The sequence below is a fragment of the Mesorhizobium amorphae genome, assembly GCF_014843845.1.
Lineage (GTDB): Bacteria > Pseudomonadota > Alphaproteobacteria > Rhizobiales > Rhizobiaceae > Mesorhizobium > Mesorhizobium amorphae_A.
Map to the genome: position 1 here is coordinate 377,501 of NZ_JHQS01000061.1, position 16,589 is coordinate 394,089.

A 16,589-nucleotide genomic window follows, 5' to 3' on the forward strand; every position below is an offset into this window, starting at 1 on the left:
AATCTATTTAGGTAGAGCGTCGACCGAATACCCCAGGGGGTAGAGCACTGGATGGGCTAGGGGTCCTCACCGGATTACCAAACCTAACCAAACTCCGAATACCTGGGAGTACTAGTCGGCAGACACACGGCGGGTGCTAACGTCCGTCGTGAAAAGGGAAACAACCCTGACCTACAGCTAAGGTCCCCAAGTTATGGCTAAGTGGGAAAGGATGTGAGGATCCCAAAACAACCAGGATGTTGGCTTAGAAGCAGCCATCATTTAAAGAAAGCGTAACAGCTCACTGGTCTAAATAAGGGTCTTTGCGCCGAAAATGTAACGGGGCTAAAGCCATACACCGAAGCTTAGGGTTCGTAGCAATACGAGCGGTAGCGGAGCGTTCTGTAAGCTGATGAAGCCGTACCCGTGAGGGGCGGTGGAGGTATCAGAAGTGCGAATGCTGACATGAGTAACGTAAGGGGAGTGAGAGACTCCCCCGCCGAAAGACCAAGGGTTCCTGCTTAAAGTTAATCTGAGCAGGGTTAGCCGGCCCCTAAGACGAGGCGGAAACGCGTAGTCGATGGGAACCACGTTAATATTCGTGGGCCTGGAGGTAGTGACGGATCATTGAGGTAGTCCAATCTTATCGGATTGAAAGGGCTGCTGCGTGGTTCCAGGAAATAGCTCCTCCTTATAGACCGTACCCGAAACCGACACTGGTGGTCTGGTAGAGTATACCAAGGCGCTTGAGAGAACTATGCTGAAGGAACTCGGCAAATTGCACGCGTAACTTCGGAAGAAGCGTGACCCTTTTCTGCGCAAGCAGAGGAGGGTGGCACAGACCAGGGGGTAGCGACTGTTTATCAAAAACACAGGGCTCTGCGAAGTCGCAAGACGACGTATAGGGTCTGACGCCTGCCCGGTGCTGGAAGGTTAAGAGGAGGGGTGCAAGCTCTGAATCGAAGCCCCAGTAAACGGCGGCCGTAACTATAACGGTCCTAAGGTAGCGAAATTCCTTGTCGGGTAAGTTCCGACCTGCACGAATGGCGTAACGACTTCCCCGCTGTCTCCAGCATAGACTCAGTGAAATTGAATTCCCCGTGAAGATGCGGGGTTCCTGCGGTTAGACGGAAAGACCCCGTGCACCTTTACTATAGCTTTACATTGGCATTCGTAGTGGCATGTGTAGGATAGGTGGTAGGCTTTGAAACCTGGGCGCCAGCTCAGGTGGAGCCACCCTTGAAATACCACCCTTATTACTATGGATGTCTAACCGCGGCCCGTTATCCGGGTCCGGGACAATGTATGGTGGGTAGTTTGACTGGGGCGGTCGCCTCCTAAAGAGTAACGGAGGCGCGCGATGGTGGGCTCAGAACGGTCGGAAATCGTTCGCTGAGTGCAATGGCATAAGCCTGCCTGACTGCGAGACTGACAAGTCGAGCAGAGACGAAAGTCGGTCATAGTGATCCGGTGGTCCCGCGTGGAAGGGCCATCGCTCAACGGATAAAAGGTACGCCGGGGATAACAGGCTGATGACCCCCAAGAGTCCATATCGACGGGGTTGTTTGGCACCTCGATGTCGACTCATCGCATCCTGGGGCTGGAGCAGGTCCCAAGGGTATGGCTGTTCGCCATTTAAAGCGGTACGTGAGTTGGGTTCAGAACGTCGTGAGACAGTTCGGTCCCTATCTGCCGTGGGTGTAGGAATATTGAAAGGATCTGTCCCTAGTACGAGAGGACCGGGATGGACGGATCTCTGGTGGACCTGTTGTGGCGCCAGCCGCATAGCAGGGTAGCTATATCCGGACGGGATAACCGCTGAAGGCATCTAAGCGGGAAACCCACCTTAAAACGAGTATTCCCTGAGAACCGTGGAAGACGACCACGTTGATAGGCCGGGTGTGGAAGAGCGGCAACGCTTGAAGCTTACCGGTACTAATAGTTCGATCGGCTTGATCGTTCTCATTCCTTATGCCCATTGAGGCGACAATCCTGTGGATTGCGCCGAGATGGATGGCACAGAAAACAGCTTCTCGAACAACGTGCGTTTTGCCGACCTGGTGGTTATGGCGGAGCGGCTGCACCCGATCCCATTCCGAACTCGGCCGTGAAACGCTCCAGCGCTGATGGTACTTCGTCTCAAGACGCGGGAGAGTAGGTCGCTGCCAGGTCTGCCAAACGCACGTTGAAAAATCTTCTCCTTACGATTAGGCCCGCCAAACGGGATTTTGGGCCGCGCAAGCGGCCCTTTCATTTGGCGACGCTTGAATCCGGTAAGTTTCGGCTTACTTCTAAGGTTGACGCGGGGTGGAGCAGCCCGGTAGCTCGTCAGGCTCATAACCTGAAGGTCACAGGTTCAAATCCTGTCCCCGCAACCACCGATCCAGACACTCCCGTGAGCCCAGCTCCGGGAGTGTTCTTTTTTGTAGCCCTTCCAGTCGTCTGCCGCTCGGTCCAGGCGAGGATCGTGCTCAGTTCGCCGTACAGCGTTGCGTCAACTACGCCTCGGCGTGTGCCCGGGCGTAGCTCGATCTTTTCGATGAGGCTGTGAATGGCGTCTGCCGCTTCTGCCCGATCCTCCGTGCGGTTGAGAGCTTCTGTCAGCCTTCCAATTTTCTTTGCATAGATATGCGCGGCGTTCGGCAGTCGGTCCGGCACATCGTTGGGCACTTCCGTAAGCAAGATGGAAAGTTCGGCCTTACGAGCTTCTAGCGTCCCGATACGGTCCTTCAGCTTGAGCGGGGGTAGGCCGGCGAGAATCGCGTCGACCGCTTTCTCCAGTTCCCGTTCTGTCTTTTCAAGTTCTGCGCGCCAAGCCTGGGCGTTAGTGCGTCGTTCGCGATTGAGGCGGTTCGTTTCCTCCGCATAAGCGCGCATCGCCTCTGATGCCACCTCTGGCGCCATCATTCGATCCTTCAGGCCCGCCAACACGCGTTCTTCGAGTTCAGAACGTGCAATGGTTCGGCTGTTTGAGCAAGAACCGTTGCTTATATGCGCCGAGCAGGCGAATCGGTTCGCGCCCCGTAGCGAATATGGGCCCCCGCACCAGCCGCAGAAGATTAGGCCCGATAGGAGCGACTTCGGACGGCGTGCGCTATTGAGCCGATTGTTGGCAAGATGCTCGCGCACCGCGTCGGTAACATTGGCAAATTTGATGGAGATATCGGTTTGCCGCCGCTTCACCGCTTGCCACAATTCGTCCTCAAGGATGCGTAGGTCTGGCACATCGCTGATGATCCACTCGGATTCTGGGTTAAGGCGCGAGACGCGCCGGCCGGTCGATGGATCCTTCAGGTAGCGCTGGCGATTCCAGACCAGCCGCCCGATATAAAGCTCATTGTTGATGATACCAGTGCCACGCTTCAGGTGACCTCGAATGGTCGTGTCGTTCCAGAGCTTTCCCTCGGGGCCGGGGACGCCCTCGTCGTTAAGAGCTTTGGCGATCGCACGGGGTCCGACCCCGTTTGCAAAGTCCCGGAAGATCCGCCGGACGATATGTGCTTGATGCACGTCGATCTCGCGATCGCCGCGGATTGGGTCGCCGTGCACGTCCAGCTTCTTAACAAGGCGATAGCCATAGCAAATGCCACCGCCGGATTTGCCGTTCTCGACGCGGCCGCGCAGTCCCCGATGGGTCTTGGCGGCAAGGTCTTTCAAGAACAGGGCGTTCATGGTGCCCTTGAGGCCGACATGTAGCTCGCTGATCCTGCCCTCGGCGAGCGTCACAATCGAAACGCCAGCAAAATTGAGATGTTTATAGAGTGTCGCGACGTCGGCCTGGTCGCGGCTGATGCGATCCAAGGCTTCCGCCAGCACTATGTTGAACAACCCCCTTTGGGCGTCCTGCAAAAGCATCTGGATGCCTGGCCGAAGGATCATGCTTGCGCCCGAGATGCCGGCGTCCTTGTAAGTACTGACGATTTCCCAATTCTCGCGCTTTGCCTGCTCTCTGCAAACGTGGAACTGATCCTCGATCGACGCCTCACGCTGATTGTCGGTGGAATACCGTGCATAGAGTGCGATCCGGGTCATAGGTTGGTCTCCTATCTGCTCTCAGGCTGCCTCCTCACGACGAGTTGGCCGAATCAAAACCTCTGCCGAAATGCCAAGCTTGTCGTGCAGATTGCGGATCATCTCAATGGACAGCCCCCGCTTGCGATTGAACACCTCGGCGATGCGGTTGCGGGTTCCTATCATCGGCTCCAGATCTTTTCGGGTCAGGCCTTGCTGCTCCATGCGAAAACGGATCGCCTCGATCGGATCGGGCGGATCCATCGGATGATGCTTGGTTTCGTACGCTTCGATCAGCGTGGCCAAGACATCCAGCCGATCGCCTTTCGGTGTGCCGCCCTTGGCCCCCCAAAGCCGTTCGACTTCGGCAAGCGCTGCCTCGTAGTCCGCCTCGGTGCGGATCGGCTTGAGATCAGTTGCCATGCTTCACCTCCGTTACGTCGATCTTATCGTAAGCCTTGTGGGTGCCGATCCATTTGATCCAGACGATGCCCTTCTCAAAATCAACCGACACCACGAGGCGATAGTCATTGACTTTGATGTTGAAGACGATCTGCTCGGCGCTGACGATGCTTGCCGTGGCGGAGTGCTTCTTAACGTCGGCAGAACTCGCCCATGCAACTTTGCTGGCTTCATCGAACCAGGCATCGAGCGCGGCCTTGACCGCCGGCTTTTCTTTCTGCCCTGACAGGCCCTCGACGAATTCCCGCAAGCTGCGGCGGGCGATGATCCTCATTGTTTTCCTTACCATGGTCCCATTAGGGGATCATGGCGCTCGCGCGAGCTACCAACAGACCATAACTTTCATCGAGCAATTATGCCCTCAGCATGAGGCGAAGACTTCCTGGGCGATCAGTGTCCGCGATCGCTCGCCTTCGTCTTTTGGGGGACTTCCTGAGTCGCGTCGAACTGTTCTCTTGCCATCTGTCGACCAATCAACCGGGCAAGGCGAAGCAAGGCTCGATCGAGGGCGGGAGCTTGCTTAGGCTTCACTACCTCGGTCCGGATCTTTTCTGTCTTGACAGCCACGCCTTTGCTCCAGCCGGAAATCGGATGGCAACCATCAAGACCCAGGAAGTAGTGCACGAAAAGAGGCGCAAAGCGCTTGTGCGGCATTGCGGCGGCTATAGCGTAGAGATGGGAGGGTCGGCGTCGCTTGCAGATGACACGTGGCCGCTCCTGGAAGACTTGGTGCTGCCAACCATTCGCCAACGCGTTTTCGGGGAGCGGTCGGAGGAACGCTGCCCGCCAATTCCCAGACAGGAAGAGCGCCTATTGCTGTCGAATTCGAGCGTGTCCGATGCCCATCCACGATAGCTGAAAGTCGAAGCTCCCAGGGTCGGCCACCTAATCCGATCCAGCCGAAACCGACGGCGCTTCAGAACCCGTGACATGGTCGTGCAACAGGGTGGAAAATCCATCAGTTCTCCATAACTTATCGAATCTATCGGCCAGCAAGCGTCTATCGATTTACCCATGGCTCTGAAATATGTTATGGCCACGACGCAATAGCTTGCCAGGCAAACCGATCCCGCATGGTCGGGAATGTCGCCAACGGCTCCAGTCCGATATCAGATGACCGGCGCTCGACCTCCCTGCACCCGAACGGTATCAGAGGACGTTAGGACCTCTCCTGAGGGGCAAATGAACCCGATCGGGATCGAAGTCACCTGTGATACCGTTCGGGATCGATCCTCCTTGAAAAACTTAAGAAGTAAGCTTATGTTCCCGATCGGGAGCAAAACATGGTCAAAAGAACGCAATCTACGGGCGCTAGCAGCGCGACAGACATCGCAAAGCTGCTTGCGCAGGCAGGTCCTGCGCGGGATCTGACCAAGCTTCTCACGGATGTCACATCTGGCGATGCCTTCAGAAACGCCGGTCGGGCCCTGTCGCGCCACAATAACATGATGAAAAACTCTTTGAACGCGGGAGAGATCGCCAAGGTGCTTTCCCAGATTCCCTCAACCCAAGACCTGGCGAAACACATTGCAGACATCAATGCTCCCAGCGAAGCGCTCGAAACGGCCAGTAAAGACTTATCGCGTCGTAATGAGGCCATCAGGAATTCACTGAACGCGGTGGGGACCGCCGACGCACTTTTCCGCGTCAATGCTCCGGCGGACCTGACCAAACAACTGACCGACGCAATACCCCAGGTCAATCTGAAGCTTCCTGGTGTTTCGGAACTCATCACGGCCGCCTTGCCCAGAACGCTCCCCGACGCTTATCTGCTTCGCAGCACCAACGATGAAGACGAGGGAGCCGGCGCGGCCTCACCGCTCCCTGGCGGGACGGATACCTTAGGGCTGGAGATCGTCTCTGCCTCAGATATTGGGCGGCTAGTCCGGCGCGCTCGCGAGGTCCGGCATCTCTCGCAGCAGAGTTTTGCTGACCTTGCTGGAGTGGGGCGCAGGTTTTTGTCCGAACTGGAAAACGGCAAACCCACACTTGAACTGGGTAAGGTCCTGAAGGTCGCGCAAGCAGCCGGCATATCGCTGCTTGCTCGGGAGCGCTGATCCATGGAGGTGCTTGCCCTTGATGTGAGACTGGACGGTTTCGCCGACCCGATCGGCGCCCTCGTGCGTGACGAGAACGGCTCAGTCGCCTTCGTCTACAAGGCAGACTACCTTCGAAGATCAGATGCGGCAGCTTTATCGCTCTCCCTTTCACTCGCCGAAGAACCTTACAATGACGTTATAACGCGAGCATTCTTCGACAACCTTCTGCAGGAGCGCGACGGCGTGCTCACCGACGTGATGGCACGAGAAGGCCTCGCTCGCGATGACATAGCTGGCTTGCTATATCACCTTGGAAAGGACTGTGCCGGAGCACTTTCCGTTCTTCCGTCAGGATCGCCGCCGACAAAGGTCCCGGGCGACTACGAAAGCGACTATGTCCCGATCCCGCAGGATCGCATGATCGCGATCGTCGAAGCGCTCCATCAGCGTAAACGCCTGCCGCACGGAACCGAAGATCCCTCCCCTTTGGCAGGCATGCAAAGCAAGATAGCCCTGACTGTTCTGCCGGACGGTAGGTTTGCCGAGCCCAAGCGAGGATCTGGGGCCCCGACGACACATATCATGAAGGTGCCCGACCCCGATCATCAGCAGGATGCCCGGTTTGAAGCCGAGGCGATGAGGCTTTCCGGGGCGCTAGGGTTCGACACGGCCGAAGTCTCAGTAGTGCCGTTTGGCGGGATTGAGACCCTACTGGTGACCCGCTTCGACCGACGCAGAGACCGAGAGAACAGGATCGTGCGTCTTCATCAGGAGGATTTCGCGCAGGCCCTCGGTTTGCCCGCTTCGATGAAGTACGAAAGGCGTGGCAAGGCAGGCCGGCGCTTCGACGTTTCGGGCATTCGCAGGATACTTGAGGCGACGGTCGACCCCGCTCAGGCGAAGGAGACCTTCATTAGGGCTACGATATTCGATCTCCTGGTCGGGAATAACGATGGACATGCAAAAAACTTCGCCCTGCTCTATGAACCCGGAGGCAGAATCCACTTTGCGCCGCGTTACGATATCTTACCGACCAGGCTCGATGGCACTCTGACCGACGAACTCGCTTACAGGATCGGTGAGGCGAAAACGCTCGATGAAATTACCCCGGAACAGCTTGATACGTTTCTCCTGGCGCTGGGAATAGAAAGTGCTGCGGCACGCAAACGCATGCATCAGCGTTATCCCTCGGAGATTGCATTAGGACTCGCGGACTGTCTCGGTGCTCTTGAAAAGCGTCAGGTGAAGCGCTTCGCCGACTTGATCGCGACCAACATGCGCATGCTACTCGGTGCGCTGCGGCTGGAAATACCCCATGCGGCGAGCGACCGAGACGAGTTCATTGGCCGAGCCGGCGGATGGCTGATGAGTTGAAGCCGAATCGACCGATAGAGACCTGGGGAGGCGGCGCTATGCCGGGTTTTAATACGCCACCCAAAGGCTTTTGAGTTCGTGTCCGATGGCCCATTGAGCCGATGTATCGGCGTTGCACATTGCTTCGTATGGATCGCGCATCATCTGGAATTCGTTGTCGACCACGGCGCCGAACAAGAAGCACTCGTCCTTGTGACCTGCCACTGAACTGTCATCCAGCGGCGATTAGAGCCTGGGCCATTTCTGTTACGCCGTGAGGCGCGGGTTGAGCAACTGGCGGAGGCGCGGAGCCTTTGATCTGCGCAGCGCCGGAGCCGGTTGCGGTGAAGACCTCGGCGAATGCCGCCGGAGTCTGGTAGCCAAGCGAGGAATGCGGCCTCGCGGTGTTGAATGCGATCGCACTGCGGGCGTGGTCGAGGCCGAAGAACAAGCTCTCGTTCAACATCTCATCGCGCATCCGGCCGTTGAAGGATTCGACATAGCCGTTCTGCATCGGCTTGCCCGGCGCGATGTAGTGCCATTCGACGCGGTGATCCTTCGCCCAGGCAAGGATCGCGTTCGAGGTGAACTCCGTGCCGTGGTCGGAGACGATCATGTCCGGCTTGCCGCGCTGGGCGACCAGGTCCGTCAGTTCGCGGGCAACGCGGCGACCGGAGATCGACGTGTCGGGGACTGCCGCCAGGCATTCGCGCATCACGTCGTCGACGATGTTGAGCACACGGAAGCGTCGGCCGCAGGCGAACTGGTCATGGACAAAATCCAGCGACCAGCGCGCATTCGGCCTTGCCTCGACCAGGATCGGCGCCCGCGTACCGACCGCTCGCCGCCTTGCCCGGCGCTTGCGCACCGTCAGGCCTTCCTCGCGGTAAAGCCGGTAGATGCGATTGACCCCCGATGCCTCACCCTCGCGCCGGAGCAGGATGAACAGCCGCCGATACCCGAAACGACGGCGCTCGTTGGCAAGGTCGCGCAACCGTGTGCGCAACTCCGTCTCCGGTGGGCGCCGAGACCGGTAGCGGACCATCTTGCGATCGGCACCGACGAAGGAACAGGCCCGACGCTCCGACAGGCCCATGACGGCCTGCAGATGCGCGACAGCTTCGCGCCTGGCGGCGGGCCCTACCATTTTTTTGACAGAAGCTCGCGCAGCGCCGAGGCTTCCAGCATCTGGTCGGCAAGCAGCTTCTTCAGCTTCGCATTCTCGTCTTCCAGAGCCTTCAGGCGCTTGGCGTCGGACACGTCCATGCCGCCATACTTCGCCTTCCAGTTATACAACGTCGCCTCGCTGATCCCGTGCTTGCGGGCCAGATCGCCTGCCTTTGCACCCGCCTCGTGCTCGCGCAGAACCGCGATGATCTGTTCTTCCGTGAACCGCTTCCGCTTCATCAGTCCGTCCTCAATCAAGGGCCGGACTCTAATCTCAGATGGAGGAAAAACTCAGTGGCAGGTCACTTGTACTGACCGCGCTCGGCACTCGCCATTTTTACGGTCGTTTTGACGAGGATTCCGTCTAGGCTCCCCCCTTCCAATTGACGGTGCCATAGTCCTGGACCGCCGAGGTCACCTCCGTGGCTTTCCAGTCGTCGCGCGATAGCCCAGCATTCCACTTAGCGAACTCAGGAAATAGACCTTCAACGTTGATGCCTTGCCCAGTGTCCGGCCCCTGGCCTAGAGTTGTCGGGCTGGCAAGACCCCCTTGCTCACACTCGCCGTCTTCCGGTAAAGCTCCGCGCTGCAATGGAAGCACCTGAAGGGCCAATCATATTCAGCAGCGGCTTCCTTGCAGTTCGCATAAATAAGGAATGACTTATGAGGCGACAGCCGCGACCGTTCATTGTGGAAGTCAGACAGAAGCGCAGCCATCAAAAAAGCGATCATTCCATTTGGGCTGGTGTCGATCTCTCAGCAGCTTTCGCCGAGACAACAAGGAAATTCGAGGAGATCAATGCGCCGAATCGGGAGCTTATTGACTCCAATTTCGTGGCCCTTAATGCTGAACCAGTTCACAAAGAAAAGGCGGAACGTCACATGGCAGATCCTGGGCAAACTGAAGCAGTAGAGGCCGCCACGAAAGGCGCTGTGACGCCGGCCGACAAGAAGAAAACGCGGCGCCCGCGGAAAGCAAAGACAGAAGTTAGGGCAACTGCCCGTAAGAATGGCGCCGCACCGTCGATTGAAGTTAAAGCGTCAGAACCAGTTCGGCCCGGCCGGAAGGTGTACTCCGATGAGCAGCGTGCGCAAAAGCTCAGCCAGATCGAAAAGTCGGTCAGTGGCGGCGCCACTCTCAAAAGCGCCGTAAAGCAGGCCGGCACATCGGAGCAGACCTATTATCAATGGAAGAAGAAGGCTGCCGCACCTGCGCAAGCGGGCGACGATCTCAAGGATCTTCTCGCGCTCGAGGAAGAAAACAAGCGGCTGAGGAATCTGCTTGCGGAACGCCTGCGCAATGAGAACGCGGAGCTAAAGAGAAGGCTGGGGCTGCAGTGAGGCAGTCCAGCCTTTCGGGCCTGAAAAGGGCGGTGCCACGTCGCCCTTTGGCGGATTCATAATGATAGCGGTCAAACTGGCGCTCAACAGGAGAACGGGGTTAACAACCGTCGTTCGCAGCCTGCAGGAATAGAATTCGCTTAGGGCAGTTCTTCTGCCGTCCTATCGCGGCAGTGGATGCAAGTGGCGACATAGTCGGCAAGGTGCATTGCAAAGTTGTCTCTCAATCAGCGGGTCCAAGCGCGCGACGCGCTCGAGTGGTGCCTCACCTTTTTTGCCTTATGCCTCGGCGTGGGCGTCGGCGCTCAAGGTGCAAGGGAAATTCGGTTTTCGTGCATTCGCTCAATGCTGTTTTGCTGGTGGGCACAACCAAACCGTTACATTCGGGTGAAATGACGAAGCGCGTTTGTCATCTCCTGAACTTTCTGCTCGCAATTTCCTTCAGAGCAGTCCTGTAGAATGAGCCCGGGAATGCATGTCGCAGTTCCTTGCGTAAACTGTCGAAACTCACCTGACTGCTTAAGGGCTCGTTCCAGTGCGCGCTCCCACAGGTAGATCGGTTCGATTGCGATCAAGTTCCTATCGTTGAGGCAGTCTATTGGCTCTCCTCCCAGGCTCAAACCGTTTGCCATGCCGGCACAGTACATATCCCTTCTGGGCAGTCTCGTGTCGCCAACGCCGCCTATCTCCATCGGAGAGGTTTCGCCAGTGGTGTACTTTATCGTTCCGATCTTGGCCCCATATTTGTCTGAGTAGTTCAGCATGCAAGTATTTGGTTCCACAGTGGAACCGTATCCATCGTCCTTCGGGCCCATATCGCGCAGAGCGACATTTACAAATGAAGGCTTCTTCGGATCGACTTCAATGTCGTCCAAAATCTTCTTCTGGGTCTTGATGTCTATGAAATAGAAGTGCCCGGTGATTATCTTGGAATCGCTATCCGTCTGGGAGCACATGAACTCCGGTCGAACCGTGGCGACGGATGCTCCGTCGTTCACAAGGGCGGAGCGCAGAAACGGGACATGAACGAAGATCTCGTCACCTTGGCGTGATGTTGGCGTGTCGTCAGCTCCCACGTTGATCACATCCTGTCACAGAAATTGCATGTTTACGCTAGCTGTATCCAGCCTGAGTATCTGTAAGGCATTATTTTCAGCGGCGAGTATGAAAGCCGCGATTGCCGTGAGGGCCGCAGCTGGGAAACTGATCCAGTCTTTCACAAACACCGCGACCTTTAGAGTCGATCCCGCCTTATTTCTTTGGCCGTCTTCTCGCCGATGTCGGATTTGCAGACAGGACAAACCACCGCTAACCGGGGAATTGTGCTGTCGCACTTGGGACAGCTTTTCATGCCAGCGGAATCTGGCTCGAACGGTAGGGGGTGACGTTCCGTCGTCATGGGTGATCTCCCGGGAGAAGAAACTCTTGGGCGACTTCGAAAGACCACTTCTGGCTCTCGTCGGCCGACAGACTGAGCAACCATATGCTGGAATAGTCTTTGTCACCCCAGCCGTCAGGGGGTGATTTGGGCGGATCCGACGATCGAGCCCGCGAGGGCAGGGATCGATTCATGCTGCCAGCAGACAAGAACGGGTGAAGGCTGCTTGATGATATCCTCGGCGGCCTCGCTATCCTGCCCCTTTGAGTAACGTGTATCCGGATCGACGAGCAGACGTTGCGCAAGCGGCGTGATCGTCTGAACCGGTCGCCGGCTTCGGCTGCCCGTCCCATCCTTCTTGATGACGCCCGATGCTACGAGAGCCTTCGGAACCCGCGGTGGCGCTGGCGGAGAAAGAAGAGCCCAGCCAGCGCGCCGGCGCGTTGCCAGCCACGAACCGTTAGCGACTTGTCGTCCTCTTGGCCGTAACGGCACGCTTCGCCACCCATCTTCTGGAGCGCAAAGTCGATATCCGCTTTAGCAACGGCGCGAGTGCTGACGCGAAGGCGGGTCGATCCACAAGCTCGGTGAGATCGCCGAAGAACGCGAGACGGCCGGCGGCGTGGAGGGTGGCGAGCCGATCGAGGAACAGCCTGCGGAACAGGCGCGAGAGTACCCGCACAGGCAGGAAGAAGCCGGGCTTGCAGGCTGGCGTGCGCGCCGCCAACATCGCCAGACTGCGCACCCTGATCAGCAAGCCGGAAGTGTGCAAAGTAAAGCCGGCGAAGTCGAGAGCGAAGATGAACCATCAGCCAAGGCGGCGCTGCAACGCCTGGGCATCGAGCATATAGCGGCTTATTCGCCCGAGGCGAGGGGCCGTTCGGAGCGTGCCTTTTCCACGCTGCAGGAACGGCTGCCTAAGGAACTAACGTTGGCCGGTATCGCCGGCATCGACGCGGCCACCACTTCATCGCCGAGACCTATCTTCCAGCCCACAAATGCTCACCTCTCGAAGCTGCCCGAGGTCGCCGACAGCGCCTTCGTCGCCGCCGATCCGCATCAGCTGGCCGAGATCCTGTGCATCGAGGAGGAGCGCATCGTCGGTCGCGACAACACTGGACGGCTCAGGTTGCAGTTGCCGCCAAGCCCGATCCGCCATCACTTCGTCAAGGCCACCGTAAAGGTGCGCCAATACCCCAACGGCAAAAGCGCGGTTGCCCTTTGGTTCTACTGTGCATAGAAAGCATTCTGCCGGCGGGCGAAAAGTTGGGGTATTAGGGGCGTGGGCTCTAAATTCGAAAAGCTAAACAGGCTGCGCGAATCTCTGCGCGAATCCAACCATGATTTCCGAGCGAGCACCCAGCTGTTCGGCAGCTTGGATGTCGCCAAGATTGATCGCGATATGGATCTCGCTGGTCGCGGGAAGGAGCGTGGTGAGGGGAACCAGCCCCCGAAGAGCGCTAAGAATCTCGACGATGTCGAACATGCCATCATCGAACGCGTTGAGGACGAGAAAAAGGCTTCATATCATACTCTTGAGGACAGCCTGCAGCTTCTTGGCGGACGTCTTGCCGGCCTCGATTTCGAAGAACAATTCGGCCTAATCCGTCAGGCGAATGCGGCCAGCGTGTCGGACTTCAAAGCTTCGGTTGCGGTCGGACTGGATGAACTCCATGGAATGAGGAGGGCTCTTAACGACGCTGAGAAAGAGCACGCCTGGTTTAAGGAGAAGCACGGCCTGGTTCGCGCCGCGCGGGTTCAGCACGGCGCGGCTCATCTTTTACGGCTCTCTCTGCTGTTGTTCCTATTTCTCATCGAGACAGCGATGAACGGCAGCTTCCTTGCCAAGGGAAACGAGCAGGGGTTCTTTGGAGGCATCCTAGAGGCCGCGGCATTCTCCTTCATCAACATCGGCGCCGCTTTGCTCCTCGCGGTTTTCTGCGCTCGCCTAGTCACCCACCGGTCGATCTTTGGAAAGCTGGTAGGGATCGCTTCGGTCGTTGTGTATGTCGGCCTCGCCGTGACCATAAATCTGGCCCTGGCGCACTATCGCGAGGTGAGTGGCTCGCTCGCCGATGGTGCCGGTACAGAGGTCATCCGCAACATGCTCGCCAATCCAGCGGGCCTCACGGATGTGAAGTCGTGGCTATTGTTTGGGATCGGCCTTATGTTTTCGATTTTCGCATTTATCGACGGCTGGTTCGTGTTCGACCCTTATCCGGGTTACGCGGGCGTTGAAAATCGCTTGGTCGCTAGGCGAGAGGACTACATCGACCGCAAGAAGGAGTTAATCGAAGAACTGCAAGACGTTCGCGACGACCACAATGAAAAGGTCGAGGACATCGTCAGGGAACTCGGCAGTCGTCGCAGGGAGCATCGCGCGATCGTCGATCATCGGTCGAGGCTTCTGGCGCTTTTTGCGCAGCATCAGGACCAATTGGAGAGAGCCTGTAACCAGCTTCTCTCGAAATACAGAGAAGCCAACGTCCAGGCCAGAACGGAGCCTGCGCCCAAGCATTTCGGGGCGCCTTACAAACTCGATCGCATCAAGCCCCATGTCTCGGGCGACGGGGAGTGGAGCGAGGGAGACGTTGGCGCCTCGATCTGCGAGGCGCAGAAGGAGCTCAACGTTCAGGTCCGCCTAATTGGCCAGGAATGCGAGCGGGGAATTGAGCAGTACCGCGACCTCGATAAGCTTCATCCGGACAGCGTGAATGGCTAGGCGGTCTCGCAGGCGGAAGAAGGGCCATGCGAGCACGATCGTCGCGGCTGTCGCCCTTGGGGTGCTATCGGTTGCGATGTTGACCGGCTTTGGTTGGATGTGGTCGCGATCTGACAAGGGGCAGATCGACGCCATTACGAATTGCCCGTTGGACGGCCCAGTCAGTCTCACGGCGGTTCTAATCGACGCCACTGATCCGATTTCGGCAACGACTATGGCCGATCTGAAGAACGAGTTCCGCAAGACTATCGGGCGGGTCGAGCCGGGCGGCTATGTGAGAATTTATACCCTTAACTCGGCCCCCGGCGATCTGACCGTGATGTTCGATGGATGCAATCCGGGTGATGGGTCGACGGTGGATAGTTGGACCAACAATCCGGCGCGGCGTCAAAAGAAGTGGGAAAACGCCTTCGGCGATCCTTTGAACAAGCTTCCTGACGAAATTCCGAACGCTGACTCCGCGAGCCAGTCTCCGATCATGGCCGGCATCCAGAAAATCAAATTGTCGCTCTTCGATAGCAGCTTGGCGAAACAGGGTAGCGCAAAGCGATTGGTGGTCGCCTCAGACATGATAGAGCATACGGCGCTTTATTCGCAGTACCGGTCGGGGCTCGATTACAAGAAATACCTCAATAGCGCCGCCGATCGGACCTACGGCACGTCGCTTGATGGGGTGGACGTAACAATTCTCTATATCGACCGGACAAAGAAGCCATTTCAGTCCCTCGATCATGCCGAGTTCTGGACGCAATGGGTCCAGAACCATCATGGCGAGTTCGAAAAGCTGGTTGGCTTAGAGGGGTTAAACTGATGGCTAGGAAGCGTGACAACGCCCTGTTGGGCCATCTAGGCTTTCCTCTTGTCGTCTTTGCGGTGCTGACCCTGGGCGGCTGTGTGTTCATCGCCGTCGCGAAGTTTTGGGGTGTCAACCCGATTGTGGCGGCGGGTGCACCAGTCTGCCTGATGTTCTTCTATCTCGGCGTTTCGGTTTTCACGGGGAAGCTGCGGCTTCACGATGAGCAAACCGGTGACAATCTCTACTACATGGGCTTCCTGTTCACCCTGACGAGCCTCGGGGTCTCGTTGTTTCAGTTCGGATCTGAAGGCTCAACTGAGACCATCGTTAGGAACTTCGGCATCGCGGTTGCGTCGACGATCACCGGTATTGCGCTCAGAATTTTCTACAATCAGATGCGCCGCGACCCTGCGGATATTGAACGGACGGCTAGGCACGAACTCGCCGATATGACACGGCGTGTCAGAGCCGAGATGGAAAGCGTGACCAGGGAATTTGCCGACTTTCGCCGCGTCAGCCATCAAATGCTAGAAGAAGGCTTCGCGGAGATTGCCGTTCAGGCCGAGCGCAACGGCGAGCATATTAGATCCGCCCTGGACAAGATCGCGATGGAATCGATCAAGCCGGTCCAGGAGGCGTCAGCCAAACTTAGCGACGCGCTCAAAGACAATTTCGGGCAGGTCGAAAGTCAATTCTCGTCGATTGCGCAACGTGTCGAGGCTGCCGCGGATTTGCTCGACAAAGCCAACGGCTCGATGTCCTCGTCGGTCAGTAGGCTCGGCGAACAAGCTGACACCGTGGCCACGAAGCTGGAGAAAGTTGTCGTTCCGGACGAGGTGCTGAAGAACGATCTGGCACCGATGGTGAAGCTCCTCGGCAGCGCTGTCGCGCAATATGCGGTGAAAACCGAGACGGCCTCGCAGGAGCAGCAAGCGCGTATGACCGGTCTTGCCGATGCAGTGGCGAAGGTCGCAAGTGGCGTGGAGCGGGCGGCAGCCGCGGCAGAAAAGACTGCAGAAACTGTTCAAGCGCAGCAGCGCTTGACCGAGGCGCTTGCGGCGGTGGTCCAAAAGCAAAGTAGGGACACGAGCGAACTCGTTGCAACGCTTGCGGAAAACAGTCTTCAGGTCGTTCGCACGAACCATCCCGCCAACGGCGCGATAGTAATCGATCCAGCACGAGAGGTGACACCTGCCACCAGTGTTGGTGAAGAGGCGACAATCAAGATTTCCGACGGCGCGCAAGGCGATTCCTTCCAAACCTTGAGCGGGGCGCCGCAGGCAGAGAAGGTTGATCCTCCGAGAAGAACAAGCTGGTGGGGTAGGTGAGCGAGGTCGGCGG

General features: G+C 57.6%; 14 protein-coding genes, 1 tRNA gene, 2 rRNA genes and 2 pseudogenes (1 of these 19 cut by a window edge). 10 read left to right on the forward strand and 9 right to left on the reverse strand.

What is annotated here, in order from left to right; genetic code table 11:
* The 3 genes from DH08_RS28290 to DH08_RS28300 all read left to right on the forward strand — a co-directional run.
* A 23S ribosomal RNA gene (locus DH08_RS28290) occupies positions 1-1,939 on the forward strand (it extends 859 nt beyond the left edge of the window).
* Positions 1,940-2,035: 96 nt separating this feature from the next.
* Positions 2,036-2,150 (forward strand): 5S ribosomal RNA (rrf, locus tag DH08_RS28295).
* Positions 2,151-2,280: 130 nt separating this feature from the next.
* A tRNA-Met gene (locus DH08_RS28300) sits at positions 2,281-2,357 on the forward strand.
* On the opposite strand, the gene DH08_RS28305 is transcribed toward DH08_RS28300, so the two are convergent.
* The 4 genes from DH08_RS28305 to DH08_RS28320 all read right to left on the reverse strand — a co-directional run bounded on the left by DH08_RS28305 (position 2,314) and on the right by DH08_RS28320 (position 5,106).
* A complete protein-coding gene (locus DH08_RS28305) occupies positions 2,314-4,011 on the reverse strand; it encodes a recombinase family protein (RefSeq protein WP_192182590.1) in 1,698 nt (565 codons plus the stop codon). The two genes, DH08_RS28300 and DH08_RS28305, sit on opposite strands and share 44 nt — an antisense overlap.
* Positions 4,012-4,032: 21 nt before the next feature.
* Positions 4,033-4,413, reverse strand: coding sequence for a helix-turn-helix domain-containing protein (locus DH08_RS28310; protein ID WP_192182541.1), 381 nt, complete (start codon positions 4,411-4,413; stop codon positions 4,033-4,035).
* On the reverse strand, positions 4,403-4,726 hold the full coding sequence (locus DH08_RS28315; RefSeq protein WP_192182542.1) for a type II toxin-antitoxin system HigB family toxin: 324 nt from the start codon (positions 4,724-4,726) through the stop codon (positions 4,403-4,405). Before DH08_RS28315 ends, DH08_RS28310 begins: the two co-directional genes overlap by 11 nt.
* A 116-nt stretch (positions 4,727-4,842) precedes the next feature.
* Positions 4,843-5,106, reverse strand: coding sequence for a hypothetical protein (locus tag DH08_RS28320; protein WP_210328899.1), 264 nt, complete (start codon positions 5,104-5,106; stop codon positions 4,843-4,845).
* Between the two features lie 629 nt (positions 5,107-5,735).
* Here DH08_RS28320 and DH08_RS28325 point away from each other — a divergent pair.
* Together DH08_RS28325 and DH08_RS28330 are read left to right on the forward strand one after the other, a co-directional pair.
* Positions 5,736-6,509, forward strand: a complete 774-nt coding sequence (locus tag DH08_RS28325) for a helix-turn-helix transcriptional regulator (RefSeq protein WP_210328900.1) — start codon at positions 5,736-5,738, stop codon at positions 6,507-6,509.
* A 3-nt stretch (positions 6,510-6,512) separates the two neighbouring features.
* Positions 6,513-7,865, forward strand: coding sequence for a HipA domain-containing protein (locus tag DH08_RS28330; RefSeq protein WP_192182543.1), 1,353 nt, complete (start codon positions 6,513-6,515; stop codon positions 7,863-7,865).
* A gap of 48 nt (positions 7,866-7,913) precedes the next feature.
* Here the strand turns inward: DH08_RS28330 and DH08_RS28335 are convergent, their stop codons facing one another.
* The 3 genes and pseudogenes from DH08_RS28335 to DH08_RS36635 form a co-directional block, all read right to left on the reverse strand.
* Positions 7,914-8,069 (reverse strand): hypothetical protein, encoded by a 156-nt coding sequence (locus DH08_RS28335; RefSeq protein ID WP_192182544.1) that lies wholly within the window; start codon positions 8,067-8,069, stop codon positions 7,914-7,916.
* 7 nt (positions 8,070-8,076) lie between these two features.
* On the reverse strand, positions 8,077-9,132 hold the full coding sequence (locus DH08_RS28340) for an IS3 family transposase (RefSeq protein ID WP_246801027.1): 1,056 nt from the start codon (positions 9,130-9,132) through the stop codon (positions 8,077-8,079).
* Positions 9,099-9,251 (reverse strand): annotated as a pseudogene (locus tag DH08_RS36635) (transposase); the annotation flags it as partial. The gene DH08_RS28340 and the pseudogene DH08_RS36635, both read right to left, overlap by 34 nt.
* A 423-nt stretch (positions 9,252-9,674) precedes the next feature.
* On the opposite strand from DH08_RS36635, the gene DH08_RS28345 reads away from it, so the two are divergent.
* Positions 9,675-10,352 carry a transposase gene (locus DH08_RS28345; RefSeq protein WP_192182546.1) on the forward strand — a complete coding sequence of 226 codons (678 nt, stop codon included), beginning with the start codon at positions 9,675-9,677 and terminating at the stop codon, positions 10,350-10,352.
* A 377-nt stretch (positions 10,353-10,729) separates the two neighbouring features.
* Here the strand turns inward: DH08_RS28345 and DH08_RS28350 are convergent, their stop codons facing one another.
* Both DH08_RS28350 and DH08_RS37225 read right to left on the reverse strand, forming a co-directional pair.
* The gene (locus DH08_RS28350; RefSeq protein ID WP_192182547.1) at positions 10,730-11,428 is read right to left on the reverse strand and encodes a hypothetical protein; all 699 of its coding nucleotides are present in this window, start codon (positions 11,426-11,428) and stop codon (positions 10,730-10,732) included.
* Positions 11,429-12,271: 843 nt separating this feature from the next.
* Positions 12,272-12,451 (reverse strand): annotated as a pseudogene (locus DH08_RS37225) (IS91 family transposase); the annotation flags it as partial.
* A 45-nt stretch (positions 12,452-12,496) separates the two neighbouring features.
* Here DH08_RS37225 and DH08_RS28355 point away from each other — a divergent pair.
* The 4 genes from DH08_RS28355 (at position 12,497) to DH08_RS28370 (ending at position 16,576) form a co-directional block, all read left to right on the forward strand.
* Positions 12,497-12,970, forward strand: a complete 474-nt coding sequence (locus DH08_RS28355) for a hypothetical protein (RefSeq protein ID WP_345892456.1) — start codon at positions 12,497-12,499, stop codon at positions 12,968-12,970.
* Positions 12,971-13,012: 42 nt separating this feature from the next.
* Entirely contained in the window at positions 13,013-14,452 is a 1,440-nt protein-coding gene (locus DH08_RS28360) for a coiled-coil domain-containing protein (RefSeq protein ID WP_192182548.1), read from the forward strand.
* Positions 14,453-14,666: 214 nt separating this feature from the next.
* Complete coding sequence (locus DH08_RS28365) at positions 14,667-15,263, forward strand: hypothetical protein (protein WP_210328901.1); 597 nt, start codon at positions 14,667-14,669, stop codon at positions 15,261-15,263.
* On the forward strand, positions 15,263-16,576 hold the full coding sequence (locus tag DH08_RS28370; RefSeq protein ID WP_192182550.1) for a hypothetical protein: 1,314 nt from the start codon (positions 15,263-15,265) through the stop codon (positions 16,574-16,576). The genes DH08_RS28365 and DH08_RS28370 overlap by 1 nt, the downstream gene beginning before the upstream one ends.
* Positions 16,577-16,589 lie beyond the last annotated feature (13 nt).

Coding starts and splice junctions, on each gene's coding strand:
- DH08_RS28305 (WP_192182590.1), bottom strand. CDS start 4,011: ATGACCCGGATCGCACTCTATGCACGGTATTCCACCGACAATCAGCGT.
- DH08_RS28310 (WP_192182541.1), bottom strand. CDS start 4,413: ATGGCAACTGATCTCAAGCCGATCCGCACCGAGGCGGACTACGAGGCA.
- DH08_RS28315 (WP_192182542.1), bottom strand. CDS start 4,726: ATGAGGATCATCGCCCGCCGCAGCTTGCGGGAATTCGTCGAGGGCCTG.
- DH08_RS28320 (WP_210328899.1), bottom strand. CDS start 5,106: ATGCCGCACAAGCGCTTTGCGCCTCTTTTCGTGCACTACTTCCTGGGT.
- DH08_RS28325 (WP_210328900.1), top strand. CDS start 5,736: ATGGTCAAAAGAACGCAATCTACGGGCGCTAGCAGCGCGACAGACATC.
- DH08_RS28330 (WP_192182543.1), top strand. CDS start 6,513: ATGGAGGTGCTTGCCCTTGATGTGAGACTGGACGGTTTCGCCGACCCG.
- DH08_RS28345 (WP_192182546.1), top strand. CDS start 9,675: ATGAGGCGACAGCCGCGACCGTTCATTGTGGAAGTCAGACAGAAGCGC.
- DH08_RS28365 (WP_210328901.1), top strand. CDS start 14,667: ATGGCCGATCTGAAGAACGAGTTCCGCAAGACTATCGGGCGGGTCGAG.
- DH08_RS28370 (WP_192182550.1), top strand. CDS start 15,263: ATGGCTAGGAAGCGTGACAACGCCCTGTTGGGCCATCTAGGCTTTCCT.